An 18833-nucleotide genomic window follows, 5' to 3' on the forward strand; every position below is an offset into this window, starting at 1 on the left:
ATGGGCCGAGCTGCCTAATTCGCGGCAAAGCGGCGTATTGCACAGGAAAGGCGGCGCCGGGGCGCGGCCGTGTGCGATGCCGGGGCGTCAGTCCTGCGGGTTAATACCGGGGGCTGGGGCGCGCTCAGTGCAGGTGTCGCGCCAGCTCGGCCTGCAGCTGGGTGAGTGCGAACTCATGGGCCGGGACCGCCTTGCTGAACAGCCAGCCCTGGGCTTCCTCCACCCCCAGGGCCTGCAAGGCCTGACGCTGCGCCGCGCTCTCCACGCCCTCGGCCGTCAGGGCCAGGCCCAGGGCGCGGGCCAGGGCCACGATGGCGCGGGTGATGGCCTGGTCGTTGGCATCCGTCTCCAGGTCGCGGATGAAGCTGCGGTCGATCTTGAGGCGGTCCAGCGGGAAGTACTTGAGCATGGACAGCGAGGAGAAGCCGGTGCCGAAGTCGTCGATGGCCAGCTTCACGCCCAGGCGGCGCAGCTCGCCCAGCAGGCGCTGGCCGCTGTCCACGGTCTGCAGGGCACTCTCGGTGAGCTCCAGCTCCAGGCGATCGGCCGGGAAGGCATGCTGCAGCAGGGCCTGGCGCACGGCGTTGACGAAGCCCTCGCGCTGCAGCTGGCGCGCCGAGACGTTGACGGCAATGCGCTCCAGGTGCAGGCCGGCGTCCAGCCAGGCGCGGCCCTGGCGGCAGGCCTCCTGCAGCACCGCGCGGCCGATGTCCTCGATCAGGCCGCTTTCCTCGGCGATGGGGATGAAGCGTTCCGGGCTGATGGCGCCGTACTCCGGATGCTGCCAGCGCAGCAGGGCCTCGGCTCCCAGCACGCGGCCGCTGGCGAGCTCGACGATGGGCTGCCAGTGCAGCTGCAGCTGCTCGCCGACGCGGGCGCGGCGCAAGCCCTGCTCGATCTGCAGGCGCTCCACGGCGCGGGCGGCCAGGTGGCTGTCGTAGATCTCGCAGCGGTTGCGGCCGGCGGACTTGGCGGCATACATGGCGGTGTCCGCGGCCTTCACCAGCTCGTCGGCCGTGCTGGCATGCTCGGGGAACAGGGCCAGGCCGAGGCTGGCCGAGACCGAGACCGGCTCGACCCCCTCCAGCTGCACGGGCTCGCGGATGGCCGCGAGCAGCTTGTCGGCCAGGGCCAGCAGCGCGTCGCGCTGCGCCAGCTGGCTCAGCAGGATCACGAACTCGTCCCCGCCCAGGCGGATGGCGACGTCCGAGCGGCGCAGGCAGGCGCACAGCCGCTGGGCGATGGCGACCAGCAGCTCGTCGCCGCGGTGGTGGCCCAGGGTGTCGTTGATGGCCTTGAAGCCGTCCAGGTCCAGGAAGCACAGCGCGAAGCCGCCGCCCTCCGGCTTGGCATCGCTGGCGCCGATGAACTGCTTGAGGCAGTAGTCCATGTGGTGGCGGTTGCCCAGGCCGGTCAGGGCGTCGTGGAAGGCCAGGTGCTGGATCTGCGTCTCGGCCCTGCGCAGGGCGGAGATGTCGGTAAAGCTCAGCACCTGGTGGCTCAGGCGGCCGTCGTCGGAGAACACCGGGGCCACATGCTCCCAGGCGGGGAACTGGCTGCCGTCGCGCCGCTTGCACAGCACCTCGCCATGGCGGGGCTCGGCCTGGTTGTGGGGGTCGTGCAGGAGCAGGTCGGTCTGGCGCTGGGTGTGGAGGATGTCGGTCAGCCGCGTGCCCAGCACCTCCTCCGCCGCCCAGCCGGTCAGGGTGCAGAAGGCGGGGTTCACGGCTCGCAGACGGCCGTCCACGTCCAGGATCACGATGGCGTCGGCGGCGGACTCGAACACCACCGCAGCCTGGCGCAGCTGGGCCTCGGAGTCCACCTGGCTGCTGACGTCGCGGAACACGCCGATGATGCGGGCCTCCTGCGCGAAGTGCCGGGCGTGGATCTCCAGCCAGAGCTGGCGCTGCGGCCCCAGCTGCCAGCGCGCCAGGGCATGCAGGTCCTGCCCGGGCTGCGAGCGCAGGGTGCCGAGCCGCGCCTGTGAGACGGCATCCAACCGGGCCATGAAGGCCTCGCGGGTCAGGGCGGGCGGGAGGCCGGCCTGTTCGAACAGGAGCGCCGCATGGCCGTGCAGCTCCAGCTCGTTGCCGCTGGCGCCGAACTCCAGCACGCCCAGCCGGCCGGCATCCAGGGCCAGGCGATAGCGCAGCTCGGCGCGCTCGGCCTGGCGCTCCACCTCGCGCCGGGCCAGGGCCATGTGGATGGTGGCGTTGAGCTCGCGCAGCTCAAAGGGCTTGAGCAGGTAGCCATAGGGCGCGGTCAGGCCGGCCCGCTTGAGGGTCTCGGGTTCTGCATAGGCGGTGAGGTAGACCACGGGCACGCGGTACTCGTCCATCAGGCGCTTGGCGGCGCGGGTGCCGTCGCCGCCGGCGCCGAGGTTGATGTCCATGAGGACCAGGTCGGGCGGCTCGCGCCGCGCCAGCTCCAGGGCATGGCTCTCGGAGGCCGCGACGCCGCAGACGCGGTAGCCCATGGACTCCAGGTCCTGCTTGAGGTCCAGGGCCACGATGCGCTCGTCCTCGACGATCTGGATGCGCACCTCGGCGCGCTCACCGGCCGTGCTCATGCCGCACCCCCCGGCTGCCTGAACGCCAGGCGGATGCAGGTGCCCGGCCCCGCCACCAGGGCCAGCCGTGCCTCGAGCTGATCGGCCAGCAAGGGGATCAGCTGGTAGCCCAGGGTCTGGCACTGGTCGTTGTCGGGCAGGGCCTGCATGCCCGGGCCGTCGTCGGCGACCTCGATCTCGAACAGGCCCTGGGCATCCCGCGTGGCCCGGATGCGGATGCAGCCCTGGCTGCGCTGCTGGAAGGCGTGCTTCAGCGCATTGGTGACCAGCTCGTTGACGATCAGGCCGCAGGGCACGGCCGCCTGCAGGCTGATGCTGAGGCCTTCGCCGGGCAGGTCCAGTTGCATGGCGATGTCCTTGCCGGGCTCCACATAAGCCTCCCGCAGCAGGGCAGCCAGGCGGCTCAGGTAGGGGCCCAGTTCCAGGGCGGAGAAGTCGCTGCGCTCGTAGAGCAGCTGGTGGGTGAGGGCCATGGCCTTGACACGGCTCTGGCTCTCGCGCAGCACGGCGCGCACCGGCTCGTCCACGTGGCGGGACTGCAGCCGCAGCAGGCTGGAGACGATCTGCAGATTGTTCTTCACCCGGTGGTGCACCTCGTTGAGCAGCGCCGTCTTTTCCTTGAGTGCCCGCTCCAGCAGGGCCTGGGCGGCGAGGCGGTCGTCGATGTCAACCACGGTGGCCAGCACTTCGGGCGGCTCGCTGCCCGGGATCGGGTTCAGCCCCACCTCGATGTTGAAAAGGCTGCCGTCCGAGCGCAGGCCCTGCAGCCGCTTGCGCTTGCCCATCAGGCGGGGCTGGGCATCGGCGAAGTAGGAGCGGATGTGGTCGGCATGGGCGGGACGGTCCGTGGTGGGCACCAGGCGGTCGATGCAGCCGCCCACCAGCTCGCTGGCCTCGCTGCCGAACAGCCGGCCCATGGCGCGGTTGGCCAGCAGCATGCGGCCCTGCACGTCGACCAGGGTCATGCCGTCGGGCGCGGCCTCGAAGACGCTGCGGAAGCGGGCCTCGCTCGCCCGCAGGGCCCGCTCGCCCGCCACGCGGTCCGAGACGTCGATGCCCGAGGGCACGAGATGCAGCACGCGGCCCTCGTCGTCCAGCATGGGGGCCAGCATGAAGTCCACGGTGACCCGGGCGTCGCCCCGCATGCGCACCACCACGTCCTGGCGCACGACCTGACCCTGTGCCGCGGCGTGCACCGCCTCGCGCAACCAGTGCTGCATGGCGGGGTCGTAGCTCCACCAGTAGGTGTCCCAGAAGGGGCGTCCCTGGACCTCCTCGAGGCTGATGCCGGCCGCCTCCAGCGGTGCGCGGTTGGCTTCCAGCACGGTGCCGTCGAGATCCAGCACACCCACGAAGGCGAAGAGGCTGTCCAGCACCCGCCGCAGCCGGGCCGCACTGGTGCGCTGCCGGCGCTCGGCCTCCTGCTGGACGCTCTTGTTGACGGCCTGCACGAGTACGCCCTGCACGCCGCCATCGCCACCGCGGATGGGCAGGTAGCTGGCTTCCCACTGCGAGAGCTCGCCAGGCCGGCTGGGCACCTCCAGCAGCAACTCGCAGCCCAGCAGCGGCTCGCCGGCATCCAGCACGCGTCGCAGCAGGGGCTGCAGCTGCGGCCAGGCCAGGGGCAGGACCTCGCTCACGCAACGACCCAGGGCCTGCGCGGGCGGCACGCCGTTGAAGGCGGCCAGCGTGGGATTGATGCGCCGGTAGCGCAGCTCATGGTCGAGCACGGCCAGGCCCACGGGGAGCTCGCTGGCGAAGAGCAGGTCCAGGGTGGCGTCGCTCAGCGGCGGCGGGCTGGACGGGGGCGAGAAGGCGGGCGCCAGCATCTCAGGCGCTCCGCCCTGCAGCCCGCCCGTGCCCGCGCGGGCCGGGGTCTGGCCGGTGAACCCCTTGCCGATCTTCCTCAAAAAGCGAATGCATGCGGCCACTCCCTGGCTTGGCCGGGGCTGCAGCAGCCCGGGCTGACGGCCAGTCTAGCCGTGGCGCGAGGCCTGCGCCATCGTTGTGCATGCCGCCTGTCGTGCCGACGCGGCGATGCCCTCGGCGGGGGTCAGGCCGGGCGCTGGAACATCAGCCGTTCGGCGAGTTCCCGCTGCTGCACGGGCAGGCGTCCCAGCTGGTCCAGGATCTGCAGGACCTGCTCGCAGCGCGGCGCTGCCGGCACGCCCGGCTGGGCGCCCCACCAGTGAGCCAGCATGCCGGGCGCCAGCGGCCCCAGGCGGCGGCGCACGACCTCCAGCTCGACGGGTGTCGGCACATTGGAGCTGCGGCGGGCCCGCGGTGAATTGGCGGCTTCCTGCATCCAGTGGCTGTCGGTGACATGCAGCTCCAGGGGCAGCAGGCGGCGCAGGATGAGCTGCCCGCCCAGCAGGCCCTGGCAGGCCTCGGGGCTCTGCGCCTTGGCCGCCCGCAGCTGGGCCTCCACCTGGCGGACCAGCTGGTGGCGCAGCACCGGCTGCAGCTCGTGGACCAGGGTGCCCATCTGCTCGGCGGCCACCATGTAGCCGGCGGCCTGCACGGCGTCTTCAGGCAGCTGGGCCTGGCGGGCGGCCTGCATGCGCTGGGCGGCCAGCTCGATGCTGCCGGAGAAGCGGCCCTCCAGCGCATACCAGGCCGGGTTGGCGCGCAGGGCCTCCACATAGGCCTTGAGCGGGCTGTCGGCGCCCGGTGGCAGGAAGATGTCCAGGGTCTTGGGCGGCTCGGGGATCAGCGAGTGGCTGATCAGCTCGTCCATGGTGGGATACCACATGCTGCGCGAGGGCGTCTTCAGCGTGCGGTTGATGAAGTAGTCCGGCAGGTTGAGCTTGCGGTAAGTCTTTTCCAGTTCCTGGTTGGCCAGCTCGTCGAAGACCGGGTTGTAGGTGCCGGAAGAGGCCCGGTGGAAGCCCAGGCGGGCCTCGGGCATCAGCTGGCGCGACGGCGCGGCCAGGAAGAGGATGGTGCAGGCGCTCTCGCAGTGCTCGACCACCCAGGCGCTGGCGCCGGAGCGGCCCGAGATCATCTCGGCCATGCGCTCGGCCTCGTGCAGGCGGCCGCCCGGCGATTGCAGCTCGAAGCGCTGCAGCTGGGGCTGGGCCTTCATCAGGGTGTCCAGGCGCGTGGCATCGCCCATGCCGATGGGACCTTCCATGCGCACGGTGGTGCCGTCCTCGGCCAGGTGGAACTCGGTGCGGCCGATGGGGTCGATGCCGCGGGCCATCTGCCAGTACTCACCCAGCTGGGGCAGGAAGCCCACCAGCAGCGAGGCGGCGACCTGCAGCATGCCCAGGCCCATCAGCAGGCGGGCGCCGTAGCCCCACAGCGCGGCGCCGTGGTGACGCAGGTAGTTGCCCGCGGAGCGCCAGGCCCCGACCACGCACCAGGTGTCCAGGGCCAGCATCAGGGGCCAGCCCACCATCACGGCGATGGCGCTGGCCTGCAGGTGCTCGCCCTTGGCGCCGATCCAGCTCATCAGCCCGGTGATCAGCATGGCCAGCGGCGTGGCCAGCAGCAGGTTGTTGATCCAGAAGCTCTGCGCCAGGCCTTGTTCGCCGCGCCAGTGACGCAGCACATAGCCCAGCTCCTCGGGCTCGCCTTCTGCACGCGCGCGGCGCCAGACCACCTGGGTGCCGGCCAGGCGGTCATGCCAGCTCTGCCCCCGGGCGTCCACGGCGGACCACCACAGGCCCAGGCCCAGCGGCAGCAGGGAGACGAGGGCCCCGACCCAGCGCAGCAGCGTCTGCTTGAGTGTGGGCTTCTCGCCCGAATAGAAGTCGACCACCCGGATGCCGCTGAACAGCATGCCGAAGCTCGCCCCCTGCCAGGCCCAGAAGCCGACGAAGTACAGCGCCGGCAGCAGCCAGTTGACGAAGAGGCTGGTGGGGCTGAAGTCGTCCAGCCGGCTGACCAGGCGGTGCTGGCTCACCCACAGGACGGGCGCGCCCAGCAGCACCAGCAGCAGGGCGTCGATGCAGAAAGCCTGTACCCGGACCACCAGACCGGCGGGCCACAGCTTGGGTCTGGGCTTGAAGATTGGATCCATGTCACTCCCTCGGGGCCGAGGCTCCCGGGCCCGGCGGTTCAGCCCCGGGAGTGTACGCAGGCGCCGGGGTATTCAGGCCGGGGTGTCGACGGGGCCCTCGACGCGCATGGAGTAGTCCACGGCCTTGATGTCCTTGGTCAGCCGGCCGATGGAGATGCGGTCCACGCCCGTGGCGGCGATCCAGCGCAGCTGGTCCAGGGCCACGCCGCCGGACACCTCCAGCAGCGCCCGCCCGGCGTTCAGCGCCACGGCCTCGCGCATCATGGCCTCGCTGAAGTTGTCCAGCAGCACGCTGGTGGCACCGGCGTCCAGGGCTTCGCGCAGCTCGGCGATGGACTCGACCTCGATCTGGATGTCCACGCCCGACTGCAGTGCCTGGGCGGCCCGCAGCGCGGCGCCCACGCCCCCCGCTGCGGCAATGTGGTTCTCCTTGATCAGGATGCCGTGGTAGAGGGCCAGGCGCTGGTTGGCGCCGCCGCCCACGCGCACCGCGTACTTCTGGGCCAGGCGCAGGCCCGGCACGGTCTTGCGGGTGTCCAGCACGGCGCAGCCGCGCGCAGTGGGACTGGCGCCGGCGATGGCGTCCACGTGCTGGCGGGTCAGCGTGGCGGTGGCCGAGAGCAGCTGCAGGAAGTTCAGCGCCGGGCGCTCCGCGCTGAGCAGGGCGCGGCCGTCGGCCACGATGTGGCAGACCAGGGTGTCGGCCTGCATGCGGGCGCCTTCCTCGTAGCACCAGGCGATGCGGCTGGCGGGGTCCAGGGCCTTGAACACGCCCTCGAACCAGTCGCGGCCGCACAGCACGGCCTCTTCGCGGACCCGCACATGGGCCTTGACCTGCCGCCCGGCTGGCACCAGCTGTGCCGTCCAGTCGCAGCGGCCGATGTCCTCGAACAGGGCATCGCGGATGTTGCGCTCGCGCGCTTCTTGCAGGGTTTCGTCGTGGTCGAACATGGCAGGGGGCGGGGGAAGCGGGGAGGACTCGCGGGCGTCCGTCGTCATTCGGCAGGGCCGATTGTCAGGGCGAGGGCGCCCAGGCCGGCGATCTCTCCGGCCAGGCGGTCGCCGGGCAGCACGGGGCCCACGCCATCGGGCGTGCCGGTGTAGATGAGGTCGCCCGGCTTCAGGTGATAGAACTGGGACAGATTGGCCACGATCTCGGCGACGTTCCAGATCATGTCGGCCAGGTCGCCGCGCTGCTTCTGCACGCCGTTGACGGACAGCGTGATGGCACCGGCGTCCATGGGCCCGCATTCGGCCGTGCGCACCAGCTCGCCCAGCACGGCGGACTGCTCGAAGCCCTTGGCGACGTCCCAGGGCCGGCCGGCCTTCTTGGCTTCGGCCTGCAGGTCGCGACGGGTCATGTCCAGGCCGGGCGCGAAGCCCCAGATGGCGGCGCGCGCCACCTCGGGGCTCACCCGGAACACCGGCGCGCCCAGGGCGATCACGAGCTCCATCTCATAGTGGTAGTCCTGGGTCCCGGGCGGATAGGGCACCGTGGTGCCGCTTGGCACCAGGGCCGAGGCCGGCTTGGTGAAGTAGAAGGGCGGCTCGCGGCTGGGATCTCCGCCCATCTCGCGGGCATGGGCGGCGTAGTTGCGGCCCACGCAGAAGATGCGCGAGACCGCATAGCGGCGGTCCGTGCCACGCACCGCGGCACTGGGCTGCTCGGGAGGGGTGAAGATGTAGGCGCTGTTCATGGAGCATGGCCTCTGCGACGAAGCCCGCAGCATACAAGGCGGGCGCGGCGGAGGTCGAAATCCCTGGACATTCTTGGCGAGGCCCGCGCCATGGTTTAGGGTTGCGCCATGTCAAGAATGCTCCCCGCCATTTCCTTCGCCTGGCGCCGCACCGGTCCAGCATGGCTGGCCGCGCTGGCGATCCTGGGCGGCTGCGCCAGCCGCGCGCCCGTGTCCTCGCCCGCCAGCCTGCCCTCGCGGGCGCCCGCCTCCGACCGCGACGGCCCCGAGGCCCAGGTGCCGCCCAACCTGATGCAGGTGCCCGATGCCGAGCCGCGCCTGGAGCCCATCCGCAAGGGCGGCCCCAACAAGCCCTACGAGGCCCTGGGCCAGCGCTACGAGCCCATGACCGACGACGCCCCGCTGGCCGAGCGCGGCCTGGCCTCCTGGTACGGCCGCAAGTTCCACGGGCGGCCGACCTCCAGCGGCGAGCTCTACAACATGTACGCGATGACCGCGGCGCATGCCACCATGCCCATCCCCAGCTACGCCAGGGTGCGCAACCCGGCCAACGGACGCGAGGTCATCGTGCGCGTCAACGACCGGGGGCCCTTCCACCCCGGCCGCATCGTTGACCTCAGCTACACGGCCGCGCTGAAGCTGGACATCCTGCGCGGCGTCACGCCCGTCGAAGTGGAGCGCATCACCTACGAGGACATCCGCACCGGGGCCTGGCAGCGGCGCGACGGAGGCACCCGCCTGGCGCAGGCTCGGGACGCCCGGCCTGGCGCAACACCTGCCCCCGCCGTGCCCCAGGCCGTCGCCACGACGCTGCCGGCGACCCTGCCCGCCGGCGCTGTCACGACAAGCTCCGCCCTGCCGCAAGACCTGACCCCGACCCCAGTCCCCGAGGCGGTGAGCCAGCCCATTCCCGAGGGCGGCACCGCGCCGAAGGCCGCAAGCAAGGGCTTCTGGGTCCAGCTGGGGGCCTTCAACCGCATGGATGGCGCCGAGGCCTTCCGGCAGCGGCTCAGCCAGGAGCTGGACTGGCTGTCGCCCCTGCTGGCCATCTTCAAGGAGGCGCAGATGCACCGCCTGCAGGCCGGCCCCTATGCCAGCCGCGAGGACGCCCGCTCGGCCGCCGAGCGCATGCGCCAGGCCCTGGCCCTGACACCCCTGATCGTCGAGAGGCGCTGACGCCACGCTCCGTGCGCAGAGTCCTGGCCCTGCTGGACACCCGGCGCTACAGTCGGCGGCACAGGTCCACCGAATCCGGAGCGTTGCCATGCAGTTCAGCAGCATCAAAAGTCGACTGATCCTGTTCTCGGTCCTGCTGATCGTCCTCCTGGGCATCAGCGGGGGCTGGAGCCTCTACGCGCTGGGGCGCGTCAACGACAGCATGCAGACCGTCTACCAGGACCGGGTGGTGCCGCTCAAGCAGCTGAAGGAAGTCTCCGACGCCTACGCGGTCAACATCGTGGACACCACGCACAAGGTCCGGGCCGGCACCGTCGAGATGGGTGCCGCCCTGCGCCTGCTGGATGAAGCCGAGCGCGACATCGCCAAGTACTGGGGCGAGTACATCGCCACCAAGATCGAGGGCAATGAAGCCGTTCTGCTGGCCAAGGCCAAGCCGCTCAAGGGGGCTGCCGAGGCGGCGGCCGCCAAGCTGCGTGGCATCCTGGGCAAGCAGGACCGCGAGGCGCTGGAGGCCTTCGCCACCAAGGAGATGTACCCGGCCATCGACCCCTTCACCGGGGCAGTGTCCGAGCTGGTGGACGAGCAGCTCAAGGTGGCCGAGCAGGAGTACCAGCTGAGCCAGGCGACCTACCACCGCTCCGTGATGATCGTGCTGCTGATCTTCGCCGTGGCCCTGGTGGCCGCGCTGGTGCTGGCCTGGCGCACGGTGGCCGCCATCATGCGGCCCCTGGGCGAGGCCTTGCGCCTGGCCGGTGCCATCCGGGAACGCGATCTCAGCCAGCGCTCCGACCTGCAGGAGCGCAACGAGATCGGCCAGCTGCTGCAGGCCATGCGCGAGATGCAGCAGGGCCTGGTCGAGACCGTCCAGCAGATCCATCACAGCGCCGGGACGGTCTCAGGCGCCTCCAGCGAGATCTCCCAGGCCAGCCATGACCTCAGCGCACGCACCGAGGTGCAGGCCTCGGCCCTTGAGCAGACCGCCGCCTCCATGGACCAGATGGCCGCCGCGGTGAAGAACAACGCCGCCTCCGCCGAGCAGGCCAACGCCCTGGCCCACGAGGCGTCCGGCACGGCCGAACGCAGCGGCGAGGCGGTGGGCCGCGTGGTCAGCACCATGGACCAGATCAACAGCAGCTCCAAGAAGATCGCCGACATCATCGGTGTCATCGACGGCATCGCCTTCCAGACCAACATCCTGGCCCTGAATGCGGCCGTGGAGGCCGCACGCGCCGGCGAGCAGGGCCGCGGCTTCGCGGTGGTGGCCGGCGAGGTGCGCACCCTGGCCCAGCGCAGCGCGCAGGCGGCCCGCGAGATCAAGGCCCTGATTGGCGAGAGCGTCGCGCAGGTCGAGAGCGGCGCCGTGGTGGCCGCGGAGGCGGGGCGGACCATGGGCGAGCTGGTCGAGCAGGTGCAGCAGGTGACGGCCATGCTGGGCAATATCTCCACGGCGACGCGCGAGCAGAGCGCCGGCATCGCCCAGGTCAACGTCGCCATCACGCAACTGGACCACAACACCCAGCAGAACGCGGCCATGGTCGAGGAGTCCACCGCCGCCGCGGCCAGTCTGGCCCAGCAGGCCCAGGCGCTGGCGGGCATCGTGGGGTCCTTCCGCCTGAGCTGAGGCGGAAGGACTGCTGCCGCGCTCAGCGACCGCCGGTGACGTCCAGCATCGTGCCGGTGGTGTAGCTGGCGGCCTCGGACAGCAGCCAGGCGATGGCCTCCGCCACCTCCTCGGCGCGGCCCAGGCGCTGCATGGGGATGCCGGCCGCTGCCGAGGCCAGCGCCTCGCTCATGCCGCTGTCGGCGTGGATGTCGGTGGCGATGATGCCGGGGCGCACGCCGTTGACGCGCACGCCCTCGGCCGCCACCTCGCGGGCCAGGCCCACGGTGAAGGCCTCGATGGCTGCCTTGCTCGCCGCATAGTCCACGTAAAGCCCCGGCGAGCCCAGCAGCGCTGCACGCGAGGACAGGTTGACGATGGCGCCCCCCGCGCCGCCGTGCGCCCGGCTCATGCGCTTCACCGCCTCGCGGGCGCACAGCAGGCTGCCCATCACGTTGACCGCGAAGACGCGCTGCCAGCGTTCGGGCGCCATCTCGTCCAGCCGTGCCTTGGGGGCCACTACGCCGGCATTGTTGACCAGGCCCCACAGCGGGGCGGGCTGCTGGTCCAGGCGCTGGAACAGGGCCAGGACCTGGCCCGGATCCGCCACGTCGGCCTGCAGCAGCAGGGCCTGGGCGCCCAGCGCGCGGACCTGCGCGGCGATGCGCTCGGCGGCGGCGGCGTCCCGGTGGTAGTTGAGGGCGATGTCATAGCCGGCCTGAGCGCAGCGCAGGGCGGTCGCCGCGCCGATGCCGCGGCTGGCGCCTGTGATCAGGATGATTTTGCGCATGGGCCTCATTGTGGGTTCAAACGGATAGGATCAGCGGGGCCAATCTCTGGGAAGATGGCTGGCCTTGAGCTGAGTCCGTCCCAGGCCTGCCCCGCAACGCATGATCGAACTGGATTCCAACACCCTGCTCCTGGTCAACGCCCTGTTCGGTGCGCTGGCGGTGGGCGTCTGGTTGCTGCTGGCCTTTCCCTTTCGTGTCGCCCGTCAGGCCTGCGTGCTGCTGGCCGGGGCTCAGGCCCTCATGCTGCCGCCCCTGCTGGCCGGGCCCGGGCCGGTCCAGGCGCTGGCCGGCATCTGCACGCTGATGGCCCTCGGGATGCTGAGTCTGGGCCTTCGCCAGCTGCTGCGCCTGCGCCAGCAGCGCCTGGACTTGCTGAGCCTGCTGGCCCTCGGGCTGTTCGCCGACCTGGCCCGCCTGTCGGGGCTGTCGACGGGCCTGTCCACCGCCCTCATCTCCTTGAGCATGGCCGCGCTGTGCCTGCTGGCCGGTCGCGACCTGCTGCTGGGCAGCCTGGGGCTGGCCGGCTGGCTGCGCGTGGGGCTGGTGGCGCCCTATGCGCTGTTGGCCTGCTTCCTGCTGCTGCGCGGCATTGCCCTGGCGCAGCAGGAGCCGGGCGTAGGCTGGCTGCTGCAGGACCCTCGCCGTCATGCCGGGCTGGCGGCGGCCTGGCTGGTCCTGGCCATGGCCATTTCCGGCGGGCTCATCGCCCTGGTGCTGAGCCGGCTGATCCAGCGCATCGAGTCCCTGACCCGCCATGATCCGCTGACCGGCCTGTGCAACCGGCGGGAACTGCGGGAGCAGCTGGCCCGGCAGCAGGTCCGGGCCCAGCGCGGCCGCTGTCATGCGCTGCTGATGGTGGACCTCGATCATTTCAAGCGCATCAACGACGAGCTGGGCCACGCCGCCGGTGATGCCGCCCTGCGCCACGTGGCGCGCCTGCTGCAGGCCTCCCTGCGCGAGCAGGACTGCGCGGCCCGCTATGGCGGCGAGGAGTTCGCGCTGCTGCTGCCGGACACGCCCCTGGCCGGCGCCCAGGCCCTGGCCGAGCGGCTGCGCGCCGCGCTGGCCGCCAGCGTGTGGAGCTGGCAGGGCCGGCACTGGCCCCTGACGGCCAGCCTGGGCCTGGCGATGGCGGCCCCCGGCCGTTTCGCCGACGCGCTGGTGGAGGCGGCGGATCGCGCCATGTACCAGGCCAAGGCCCAGGGGCGCAACCGTGTCTGCCTGGCCCCGCCCGTGGAGGGCGCGGCATGCTGAGCGTCAGCGCCCAGACCCTGGTGGCCGCCACCGTGCTGGTGCTGCTGATCGCCTGCCTGCTGTGGCTGGTCTTCGCTTTCGGGCTGAAGCTGCAGCCGCGGGCGTCCAAGGGCATGGCGGCGGCCAACGTGCTGCTCGCCTCGGCCCTGCTGCTCAGTGGCCTGCGTGGCGGGCTGGAGCGGCCCTGGCTGACGGTCTATGCGGCGGATCTCACCGGCACCGCCGCCTTCGCCTTGCTGAGCCTCGTGCCGGCCTGGCTGGAGGAGGGGCGCCCGCCCTGGCGCTGGCCGCTGGCGCTGTGCCTTCTGGCCCTGCTGCTGATGCCAGGTTTCGTGATGGGCTGGCCCATGCGCTGGCATGGCACGGTGCTCTACTGCATCCAGGCACCCCTGCTGGGCCTGGCCTCCTGGCAGGCCTACCGGCTGGTGCGCAGCCGGACGCGGCCGGCCTTCGCCCTGGCGCTGAGCTTCCCGCTGGGCGCTCTGACCCTGCTGCTGGCGGCCCGTGCCGTCGAGCCCCTGCTCTGGCCGGGCAACACACCGGACCTGCGCTCCGGCAGCGGCTTCAACGTGGCCTGGCTGTGGGCGGGGCTGGTGCTGGGCATGGTGGTCAACTCCGTCGTGGCCTTCCTGGTGCTGGCGCAGCTGGTCCTGCGCATCCGCAAGCTGACGCTGTACGACCCGCTCACGGAGGTGCTGAACCGCCGTGCCATCGGGCAGGCGATGGAGCAGGCCCATGCGCGCTGGCGGCGCGGCGAGCCCTATGCCCTGGTGCTGCTGGACATGGACCACTTCAAGGCACTCAACGACACCCTGGGCCATGGCGCGGGCGATCAGGCGCTCAAGGCCCTGGTCGGCGCGCTCAAGCCCTGTGTGCGCGATGACGACGCCCTGGGGCGCTGGGGCGGAGAGGAGTTCCTCATCCTCCTGTGCGACACCGGCCTGGCCGGCGCGGCGCTGGTGGCCGAGCGCATGCGGGCCAACCTGGAGGCCCAGCCCCTGCTGTGGGGGCCTGAGCAGCGACGGCTGACGGCCAGCTTTGGCATTGCCGAAGTCCTACCCGAAGACAGCAGCCCCGAGGCGGTGCTGATGCGGGCCGACCAGGGCCTCTACCAGGCCAAGCGGCAGGGACGCAACCTGGTGCAGTCGCGCGAGTGAGCCACCCGGGCCGGCGGCTCAGGCCAGGGCGACGCGGTTGCGGCCCAGGTGCTTGGCGCGGTACATGGCGGCGTCGGCACGGCTGATGAGCAGGTCCGTCGAATAGGGCGGGGCGCTGGCCAGGCCGATGCTCAGCGTCACCGCCAGCCCGGGGGACAGGTCTTGCCAGTCATGGGCCTCGACGCTCTGGCGCAGGCGCTCGCACACCTCGAAGGCGCGGTCCGCCACGGTGTCCGGCAGCACGGCCAGGAACTCCTCGCCGCCGTAGCGCAGCAGCAGGTCGCTGCCGCGGGTGTTCTCGCGCAGCAGCTGGGCCAGCTGCTGCAGCACGGCGTCGCCGATGGCATGGCCGTGCTGGTCGTTGATCTGCTTGAAGTGATCGGCGTCGATCAGGGCCAGGGTCAGCGGGCGCTGCTGCTGCTCGCAGTCCAGGATCAGGCCGGGCATGCGCGCCTCCAGGAAGCGGCGGTTTCCCAGCCCGGTCAGCGGATCGCGCTGGACATGGGCTTCCAGCTCTTGGGTGCGGGCGGTGAGGGCATCGACCTTGCGGTGGGCCTGGTCGGCCGCGGCCCGGGCCTGCTCGGCCTCCAGACGGCTGACGAAGAAGCGCGACTGCGCCATCAGCTGGGCCACACTGCGCCGCCGCTCCAGGCGCTGGAAGGCTTCCAGGTGGTGCAGGGCTTCGTCCAGGTTGCCCTCGGCCTTGGCGCAGCGGTAGGCCACACGATGCAGGCGCAGCGCCTGATAGCTGTTGAACAGCACGGTGGTCTCGTCCTGCACGGCCAGCACGTGGGACCAGGCGCGCGCGAGGTCGTCCTGTGCCAGGGCCATCTCAGCCAGGTTGCAGTGCACGCGGCCGGCCAGGGCGTCGAACTGCCGCGCCTGGGCCTGCGCCAGGGCGGCGCGCAGATAGGGCTCGGCCTCGCCCAGCTCCCCCAGCAGCAGCAGGACCTCGCCGAGGTTGCTGTCGGTGAGGGCCAGGGCATAGAGCTCGCCCAGCTGCCGGGCATGCGGCCGCACCTCGCGACCATAGTGCAGGGCCCGCTGCAGGGCCTCCTGGCAAGCCTTCTCGTGGCCGCTGTCTCGCATCAGGTGGTACTCGCCCAGGGCCGTGGTGCAGAGGTTGTTGAGGGTGATGACGCGCTCGTAGGCCGTGGCCTCGTCTCGCACCAGGGCGGCGGCCTCGTTCATCAGCCGCTCGGCTTGCCAGGGGTCGCCCATGCGCTCGAAGCAGGCGCCCAGCGCATTGAGCGCGGCGGCGAGCACGCGCTTGTCGTCCAGGGCGCGGGCCAGCTCGTGGCACTCGTTGGCGCAGTTGAGGCCGGTCTCGAAGTCGCCCAGCTCGGAGGCGGCCAGGCTGGTCCAGCGCAGCAGCTCGCACAGCGGAGCGCTGGCGCCCAGCGGGCGCATGAGGGCCTGCACCTCCTGGGAGAGCTCCAGCATCTCCTGCAGCTCGCCGCGCCGGTAATGGAAGTACACGCGCAGGCGGCCGGCCTCGATCTGCTCGCTCAGGAAACCCAGCTGGCGGGCATGGGTCCAGGCCTCGCCGGCCCGCGCGAGGCCCAGCTCCAGCGTGGCCTCGTGCTGGGCATCGCGGGCCTCCTTGAGGCACTGGGTCAGGCGGTCGGTGAGGGCAATGGGCATCTCGGGCGTCGGCTTCAACAGCAATGAAGCGAAGCCGGCTAGCGTAGCCGAAACCGGCGTCAGCCCCGCGTGCTGACGTCACGTTTGCGAGCCCACCGCAAAGGCAGCGGCCCGCTCTGTCACCCAGATGACAGGGCGGGCCGAGTGCGAGGTGGCGGTCAGCGGTGCGTGGGCATCGCGAACTGGGCGCCCTTGGGAGTGCTGGCGGGCCAGCGCTGCATCACGCTCTTCTGCTTGGTGTAGAAGCGCACGCCTTCCTCGCCGTAGGCATGCATGTCGCCGAACAGGCTCTTCTTCCAGCCACCGAAGCCATGCCAGGCCATGGGCACGGGGATGGGCACGTTGATGCCCACCATGCCCACCTGGATGCGGCGTGCGAACTCGCGGGCCACATTGCCGTCGCTGGTGAAGCAGGCGACGCCGTTGCCGAACTCGTGCGCATTGACCAGGTCCACCGCGGTGGCGAAGTCGGGCACGCGCACACAGGCCAGCACGGGGCCGAAAATCTCCTCGCGGTAGATGCGCATGCCGGGCGTGACATGGTCGAACAGGGTGCCGCCGGTGAAGAACCCGTCTTCGTGGCCGGCGACCCGATGGCCGCGGCCGTCCACCAGCAGCTCGGCGCCCTCGGCCACACCCAGGGCGATGTAGCCCTCGATGCGCTCGCGGGCCTCGCGGGTCACGATGGGTCCCATCTCGGCGGCCGGGTCCATGCCGTTGCGGATGACCAGGCTGCGGGCGCGCTCGGCCAGGCGGGGCATGATGCGGTCCGCCGCCTCGCCCACCAGCACGGCCACCGAAATGGCCATGCAGCGCTCACCCGCCGAGCCGTAGGCCGCGCCGATGAGGGCGTCGACGGTCTGGTCGATGTCGGCATCGGGCATGACCACCATGTGGTTCTTGGCCCCGCCCAGGGCCTGGACGCGCTTGCCCTGCGAGGCGCCCGTCTCGTAGATGTACTGGGCGATGGGCGTGGACCCGACGAAGCTGAGGGCCTTGACGTCCGGGTGGTGCAGCAGGGCATCGACCACGGTCTTGTCGCCCTGCACCACGTTGAAGACGCCGTCCGGCAGGCCGGCTTCCTTGAGCAGCTCGGCCACGAAGAGGCTGGGCGAGGGGTCGCGCTCGCTGGGCTTGAGGATGAAGGCATTGCCGCAGGCGAGGGCCACCGGCGCCATCCACATGGGCACCATGAACGGGAAATTGAAGGGCGTGATGCCGGCCACGACGCCCAGGGGCTGGCGCAGGGTCCAGTTGTCGATGCCGTTGGAGACCTGCTCGGTGAAGTCGCCCTTGAGCAGTTGCGGGATGCCGCAGGCGAATTCGACGATGTCGATGCCGCGGGCGACCTCGCCCTGGGCGTCGCTGAAGACCTTGCCGTGCTCGGCGGTGATCATGGCGGCCAGGGTGTCGTGGTGGCGATGCAGCAGCTCCAGGAACTTGAACATCACGCGGGCGCGGCGCAGCGGCGGGGTGTCTGCCCAGGCGGGGAAGGCGGCCTGCGCGGCGGCCACGGCGGCCTGCACGTCTTCCACCGTGCCCAGCTGCAGCTGGCGGGCCACGGCGCCGGTGGCGGGGTTGTAGACGGGCTGGCGGCGCTCGCCGCGGGCGGCCACGCGCTGGCCGGCGATGAAGTGGCCCAGCTCGCGGGCGTCGGTGTAGGCAGGGGTGCTCATGGGGTCGCTCCGGGGAAGAGGTGGATGCCGGCGCTGGGTCGGCGGGGATGCAGGCAGTCTAGGGAGCGCCATTCGGCCTGCCTAGCCCAATGGGCTGACTTCATTGTTCAGTAATATGAACAATCCGCTGCAGCGATTCCTGGTGATCCATGACGACGTCCATTCCCGCCTCCCGCGCTCCCGCCCGCGAGGAGCAGCACTGGCTGCAGCTCCAGGCTCTGGTGGCGGTGGCGCGCCTGGGCAGCTTCACGCAGGCGGCGCAGCGCCTGGGCCTCTCCAAGGCGGCGGTGAGCCAGCGCATCGCGGAGCTGGAGCGGCACCTGGGGCAGCAGCTGGTCCAGCGCAGCACGCGCTCGGTGCGGCTCAGCGAGGCGGGCCGGCGCCTGGTCGAGCAGGCCGAACCAGGCCTGCAACTGCTCAGCCGCAGCCTCAGCGAGGCCCGCGAGGCCGCCGGTACGCCGCGCGGCCTGCTGCGGGTCACCGCGCCCGTGGCCCTGGGCCGCCAGCACATCGCGCCGGCCCTGCCTTCGTTCTTCGAGCGCTATCCGGAGATCCGGATCGAGCTGGACCTCTCCGATCGCCTCGCCGCGCTGGCCCAGGAGGGCTTCGACCTCGCCATCCGCCACACCAGCCGGCCGCCGGACACCCACGTGGCCTTCAAGCTTTGTGCCTCCCAGGCGCTGCTGGTGGGCAGCCCGGCCTACCTGGCGCGAGCCGGGCGCCTGCAGCACCCAGCTGAACTGGCGGCGCACGCCTGCCTGCCCTACCTGCGGCCGGGGCCGGCGCAGTGGTTCTTCGCCCGGGGCAAGGGCGAGGCCACGGAGCGGGTGCGGGTGCCTGTGCAGGGCCTGCTGCGGGCCGGGAACAGCGAGGTGCTGCGTGAAGCCGCCCTGGCCGGCCTGGGCCTGGCCCTTCTACCCGACTTCAGCGCCCGCGACGCCCTTCGCCAGGGCCTGCTGGAGCCCGTGCTGACCGGCTGGCGACCGGTGGACTTCTTCGGTGACGCGATCTACGCCATCCACCCCTGGAGCGGCCACACGCCGCAGCCGGTGCGCCTGCTGGTGGAGCATCTGCGCCAGTGCCTGCACGCCGGCTTCGAATGAGGCCCCGCGCGGGCCGGCCGGGCAAAAAAAACGCCCAAGCACTTGCGTGCTCGGGCGGATAAGTCCTTGGGTAAGGACGTCGTTGGGATCCGTGCTGGCCCTGAGGCCGGCATGGGTGCAACTCTAGGGTTGGCCCTGG

The 18833-nt window shown here is 71.4% G+C and carries 13 protein-coding genes; 5 read left to right on the forward strand and 8 right to left on the reverse strand.

The window, feature by feature from the left end; translation table 11 throughout:
- Positions 1 to 124: 124 nt before the first annotated feature.
- From ABDJ40_RS01550 to ABDJ40_RS01570, 5 genes are all read right to left on the reverse strand, one after another.
- Positions 125 to 2569, reverse strand: coding sequence for a two-component system response regulator (locus tag ABDJ40_RS01550; protein WP_347605202.1), 2445 nt, complete (start codon positions 2567 to 2569; stop codon positions 125 to 127).
- Positions 2566 to 4479, reverse strand: coding sequence for a PAS domain-containing protein (locus ABDJ40_RS01555; RefSeq protein WP_347605205.1), 1914 nt, complete (start codon positions 4477 to 4479; stop codon positions 2566 to 2568). The genes ABDJ40_RS01550 and ABDJ40_RS01555 overlap by 4 nt, the downstream gene beginning before the upstream one ends.
- Positions 4480 to 4622: 143 nt before the next feature.
- Positions 4623 to 6593: an RDD family protein gene (locus tag ABDJ40_RS01560; RefSeq protein ID WP_347605208.1), complete on the reverse strand. Its 1971-nt coding sequence runs from the start codon at positions 6591 to 6593 to the stop codon at positions 4623 to 4625.
- Between the two features lie 72 nt (positions 6594 to 6665).
- A complete protein-coding gene (nadC, locus tag ABDJ40_RS01565; RefSeq protein WP_347605211.1) occupies positions 6666 to 7544 on the reverse strand; it encodes a carboxylating nicotinate-nucleotide diphosphorylase in 879 nt (292 codons plus the stop codon).
- 44 nt (positions 7545 to 7588) lie between these two features.
- Positions 7589 to 8290 (reverse strand): fumarylacetoacetate hydrolase family protein, encoded by a 702-nt coding sequence (locus ABDJ40_RS01570; RefSeq protein ID WP_347605214.1) that lies wholly within the window; start codon positions 8288 to 8290, stop codon positions 7589 to 7591.
- A 108-nt stretch (positions 8291 to 8398) separates the two neighbouring features.
- On the opposite strand from ABDJ40_RS01570, the gene ABDJ40_RS01575 reads away from it, so the two are divergent.
- Both ABDJ40_RS01575 and ABDJ40_RS01580 read left to right on the forward strand, forming a co-directional pair.
- Complete coding sequence (locus ABDJ40_RS01575; protein ID WP_347605217.1) at positions 8399 to 9466, forward strand: septal ring lytic transglycosylase RlpA family protein; 1068 nt, start codon at positions 8399 to 8401, stop codon at positions 9464 to 9466.
- 88 nt (positions 9467 to 9554) lie between these two features.
- Positions 9555 to 11090: a methyl-accepting chemotaxis protein gene (locus ABDJ40_RS01580; protein ID WP_347605219.1), complete on the forward strand. Its 1536-nt coding sequence runs from the start codon at positions 9555 to 9557 to the stop codon at positions 11088 to 11090.
- A 22-nt stretch (positions 11091 to 11112) separates the two neighbouring features.
- Here the strand turns inward: ABDJ40_RS01580 and ABDJ40_RS01585 are convergent, their stop codons facing one another.
- Positions 11113 to 11859 (reverse strand): SDR family oxidoreductase, encoded by a 747-nt coding sequence (locus ABDJ40_RS01585; protein WP_347605222.1) that lies wholly within the window; start codon positions 11857 to 11859, stop codon positions 11113 to 11115.
- Positions 11860 to 11959: 100 nt separating this feature from the next.
- Between ABDJ40_RS01585 and ABDJ40_RS01590 the strand changes: the two genes are divergently transcribed.
- Both ABDJ40_RS01590 and ABDJ40_RS01595 read left to right on the forward strand, forming a co-directional pair.
- Positions 11960 to 13114 (forward strand): GGDEF domain-containing protein, encoded by a 1155-nt coding sequence (locus ABDJ40_RS01590; protein WP_347605225.1) that lies wholly within the window; start codon positions 11960 to 11962, stop codon positions 13112 to 13114.
- Positions 13108 to 14271 (forward strand): GGDEF domain-containing protein, encoded by a 1164-nt coding sequence (locus ABDJ40_RS01595; protein ID WP_347605228.1) that lies wholly within the window; start codon positions 13108 to 13110, stop codon positions 14269 to 14271. Before ABDJ40_RS01590 ends, ABDJ40_RS01595 begins: the two co-directional genes overlap by 7 nt.
- Before the next feature lie 18 nt (positions 14272 to 14289).
- Here the strand turns inward: ABDJ40_RS01595 and ABDJ40_RS01600 are convergent, their stop codons facing one another.
- Together ABDJ40_RS01600 and ABDJ40_RS01605 are read right to left on the reverse strand one after the other, a co-directional pair.
- On the reverse strand, positions 14290 to 15915 hold the full coding sequence (locus tag ABDJ40_RS01600) for a GGDEF domain-containing protein (RefSeq protein WP_347605230.1): 1626 nt from the start codon (positions 15913 to 15915) through the stop codon (positions 14290 to 14292).
- A 158-nt stretch (positions 15916 to 16073) separates the two neighbouring features.
- Complete coding sequence (locus ABDJ40_RS01605) at positions 16074 to 17591, reverse strand: CoA-acylating methylmalonate-semialdehyde dehydrogenase (protein ID WP_347605233.1); 1518 nt, start codon at positions 17589 to 17591, stop codon at positions 16074 to 16076.
- A 149-nt stretch (positions 17592 to 17740) separates the two neighbouring features.
- Here ABDJ40_RS01605 and ABDJ40_RS01610 point away from each other — a divergent pair, with 149 nt between their 5' ends.
- Positions 17741 to 18694, forward strand: a complete 954-nt coding sequence (locus tag ABDJ40_RS01610; RefSeq protein WP_347605236.1) for a LysR family transcriptional regulator — start codon at positions 17741 to 17743, stop codon at positions 18692 to 18694.
- Positions 18695 to 18833 lie beyond the last annotated feature (139 nt).

It is taken from the genome of Roseateles flavus (assembly GCF_039872765.1).
GTDB lineage: Bacteria > Pseudomonadota > Gammaproteobacteria > Burkholderiales > Burkholderiaceae_C > Roseateles_B > Roseateles_B flavus.

Bases quoted from the DNA above. Each gene is read 5' to 3' on its own strand.
- ABDJ40_RS01550 (WP_347605202.1), bottom strand. From the start codon at position 2,569: ATGAGCACGGCCGGTGAGCGCGCCGAGGTGCGCATCCAGATCGTCGAG.
- ABDJ40_RS01560 (WP_347605208.1), bottom strand. From the start codon at position 6,593: ATGGATCCAATCTTCAAGCCCAGACCCAAGCTGTGGCCCGCCGGTCTG.
- nadC (WP_347605211.1), bottom strand. From the start codon at position 7,544: ATGTTCGACCACGACGAAACCCTGCAAGAAGCGCGCGAGCGCAACATC.
- ABDJ40_RS01570 (WP_347605214.1), bottom strand. From the start codon at position 8,290: ATGAACAGCGCCTACATCTTCACCCCTCCCGAGCAGCCCAGTGCCGCG.
- ABDJ40_RS01575 (WP_347605217.1), top strand. From the start codon at position 8,399: ATGTCAAGAATGCTCCCCGCCATTTCCTTCGCCTGGCGCCGCACCGGT.
- ABDJ40_RS01580 (WP_347605219.1), top strand. From the start codon at position 9,555: ATGCAGTTCAGCAGCATCAAAAGTCGACTGATCCTGTTCTCGGTCCTG.
- ABDJ40_RS01585 (WP_347605222.1), bottom strand. From the start codon at position 11,859: ATGCGCAAAATCATCCTGATCACAGGCGCCAGCCGCGGCATCGGCGCG.
- ABDJ40_RS01590 (WP_347605225.1), top strand. From the start codon at position 11,960: ATGATCGAACTGGATTCCAACACCCTGCTCCTGGTCAACGCCCTGTTC.
- ABDJ40_RS01595 (WP_347605228.1), top strand. From the start codon at position 13,108: ATGCTGAGCGTCAGCGCCCAGACCCTGGTGGCCGCCACCGTGCTGGTG.
- ABDJ40_RS01600 (WP_347605230.1), bottom strand. From the start codon at position 15,915: ATGCCCATTGCCCTCACCGACCGCCTGACCCAGTGCCTCAAGGAGGCC.
- ABDJ40_RS01605 (WP_347605233.1), bottom strand. From the start codon at position 17,591: ATGAGCACCCCTGCCTACACCGACGCCCGCGAGCTGGGCCACTTCATC.
- ABDJ40_RS01610 (WP_347605236.1), top strand. From the start codon at position 17,741: ATGACGACGTCCATTCCCGCCTCCCGCGCTCCCGCCCGCGAGGAGCAG.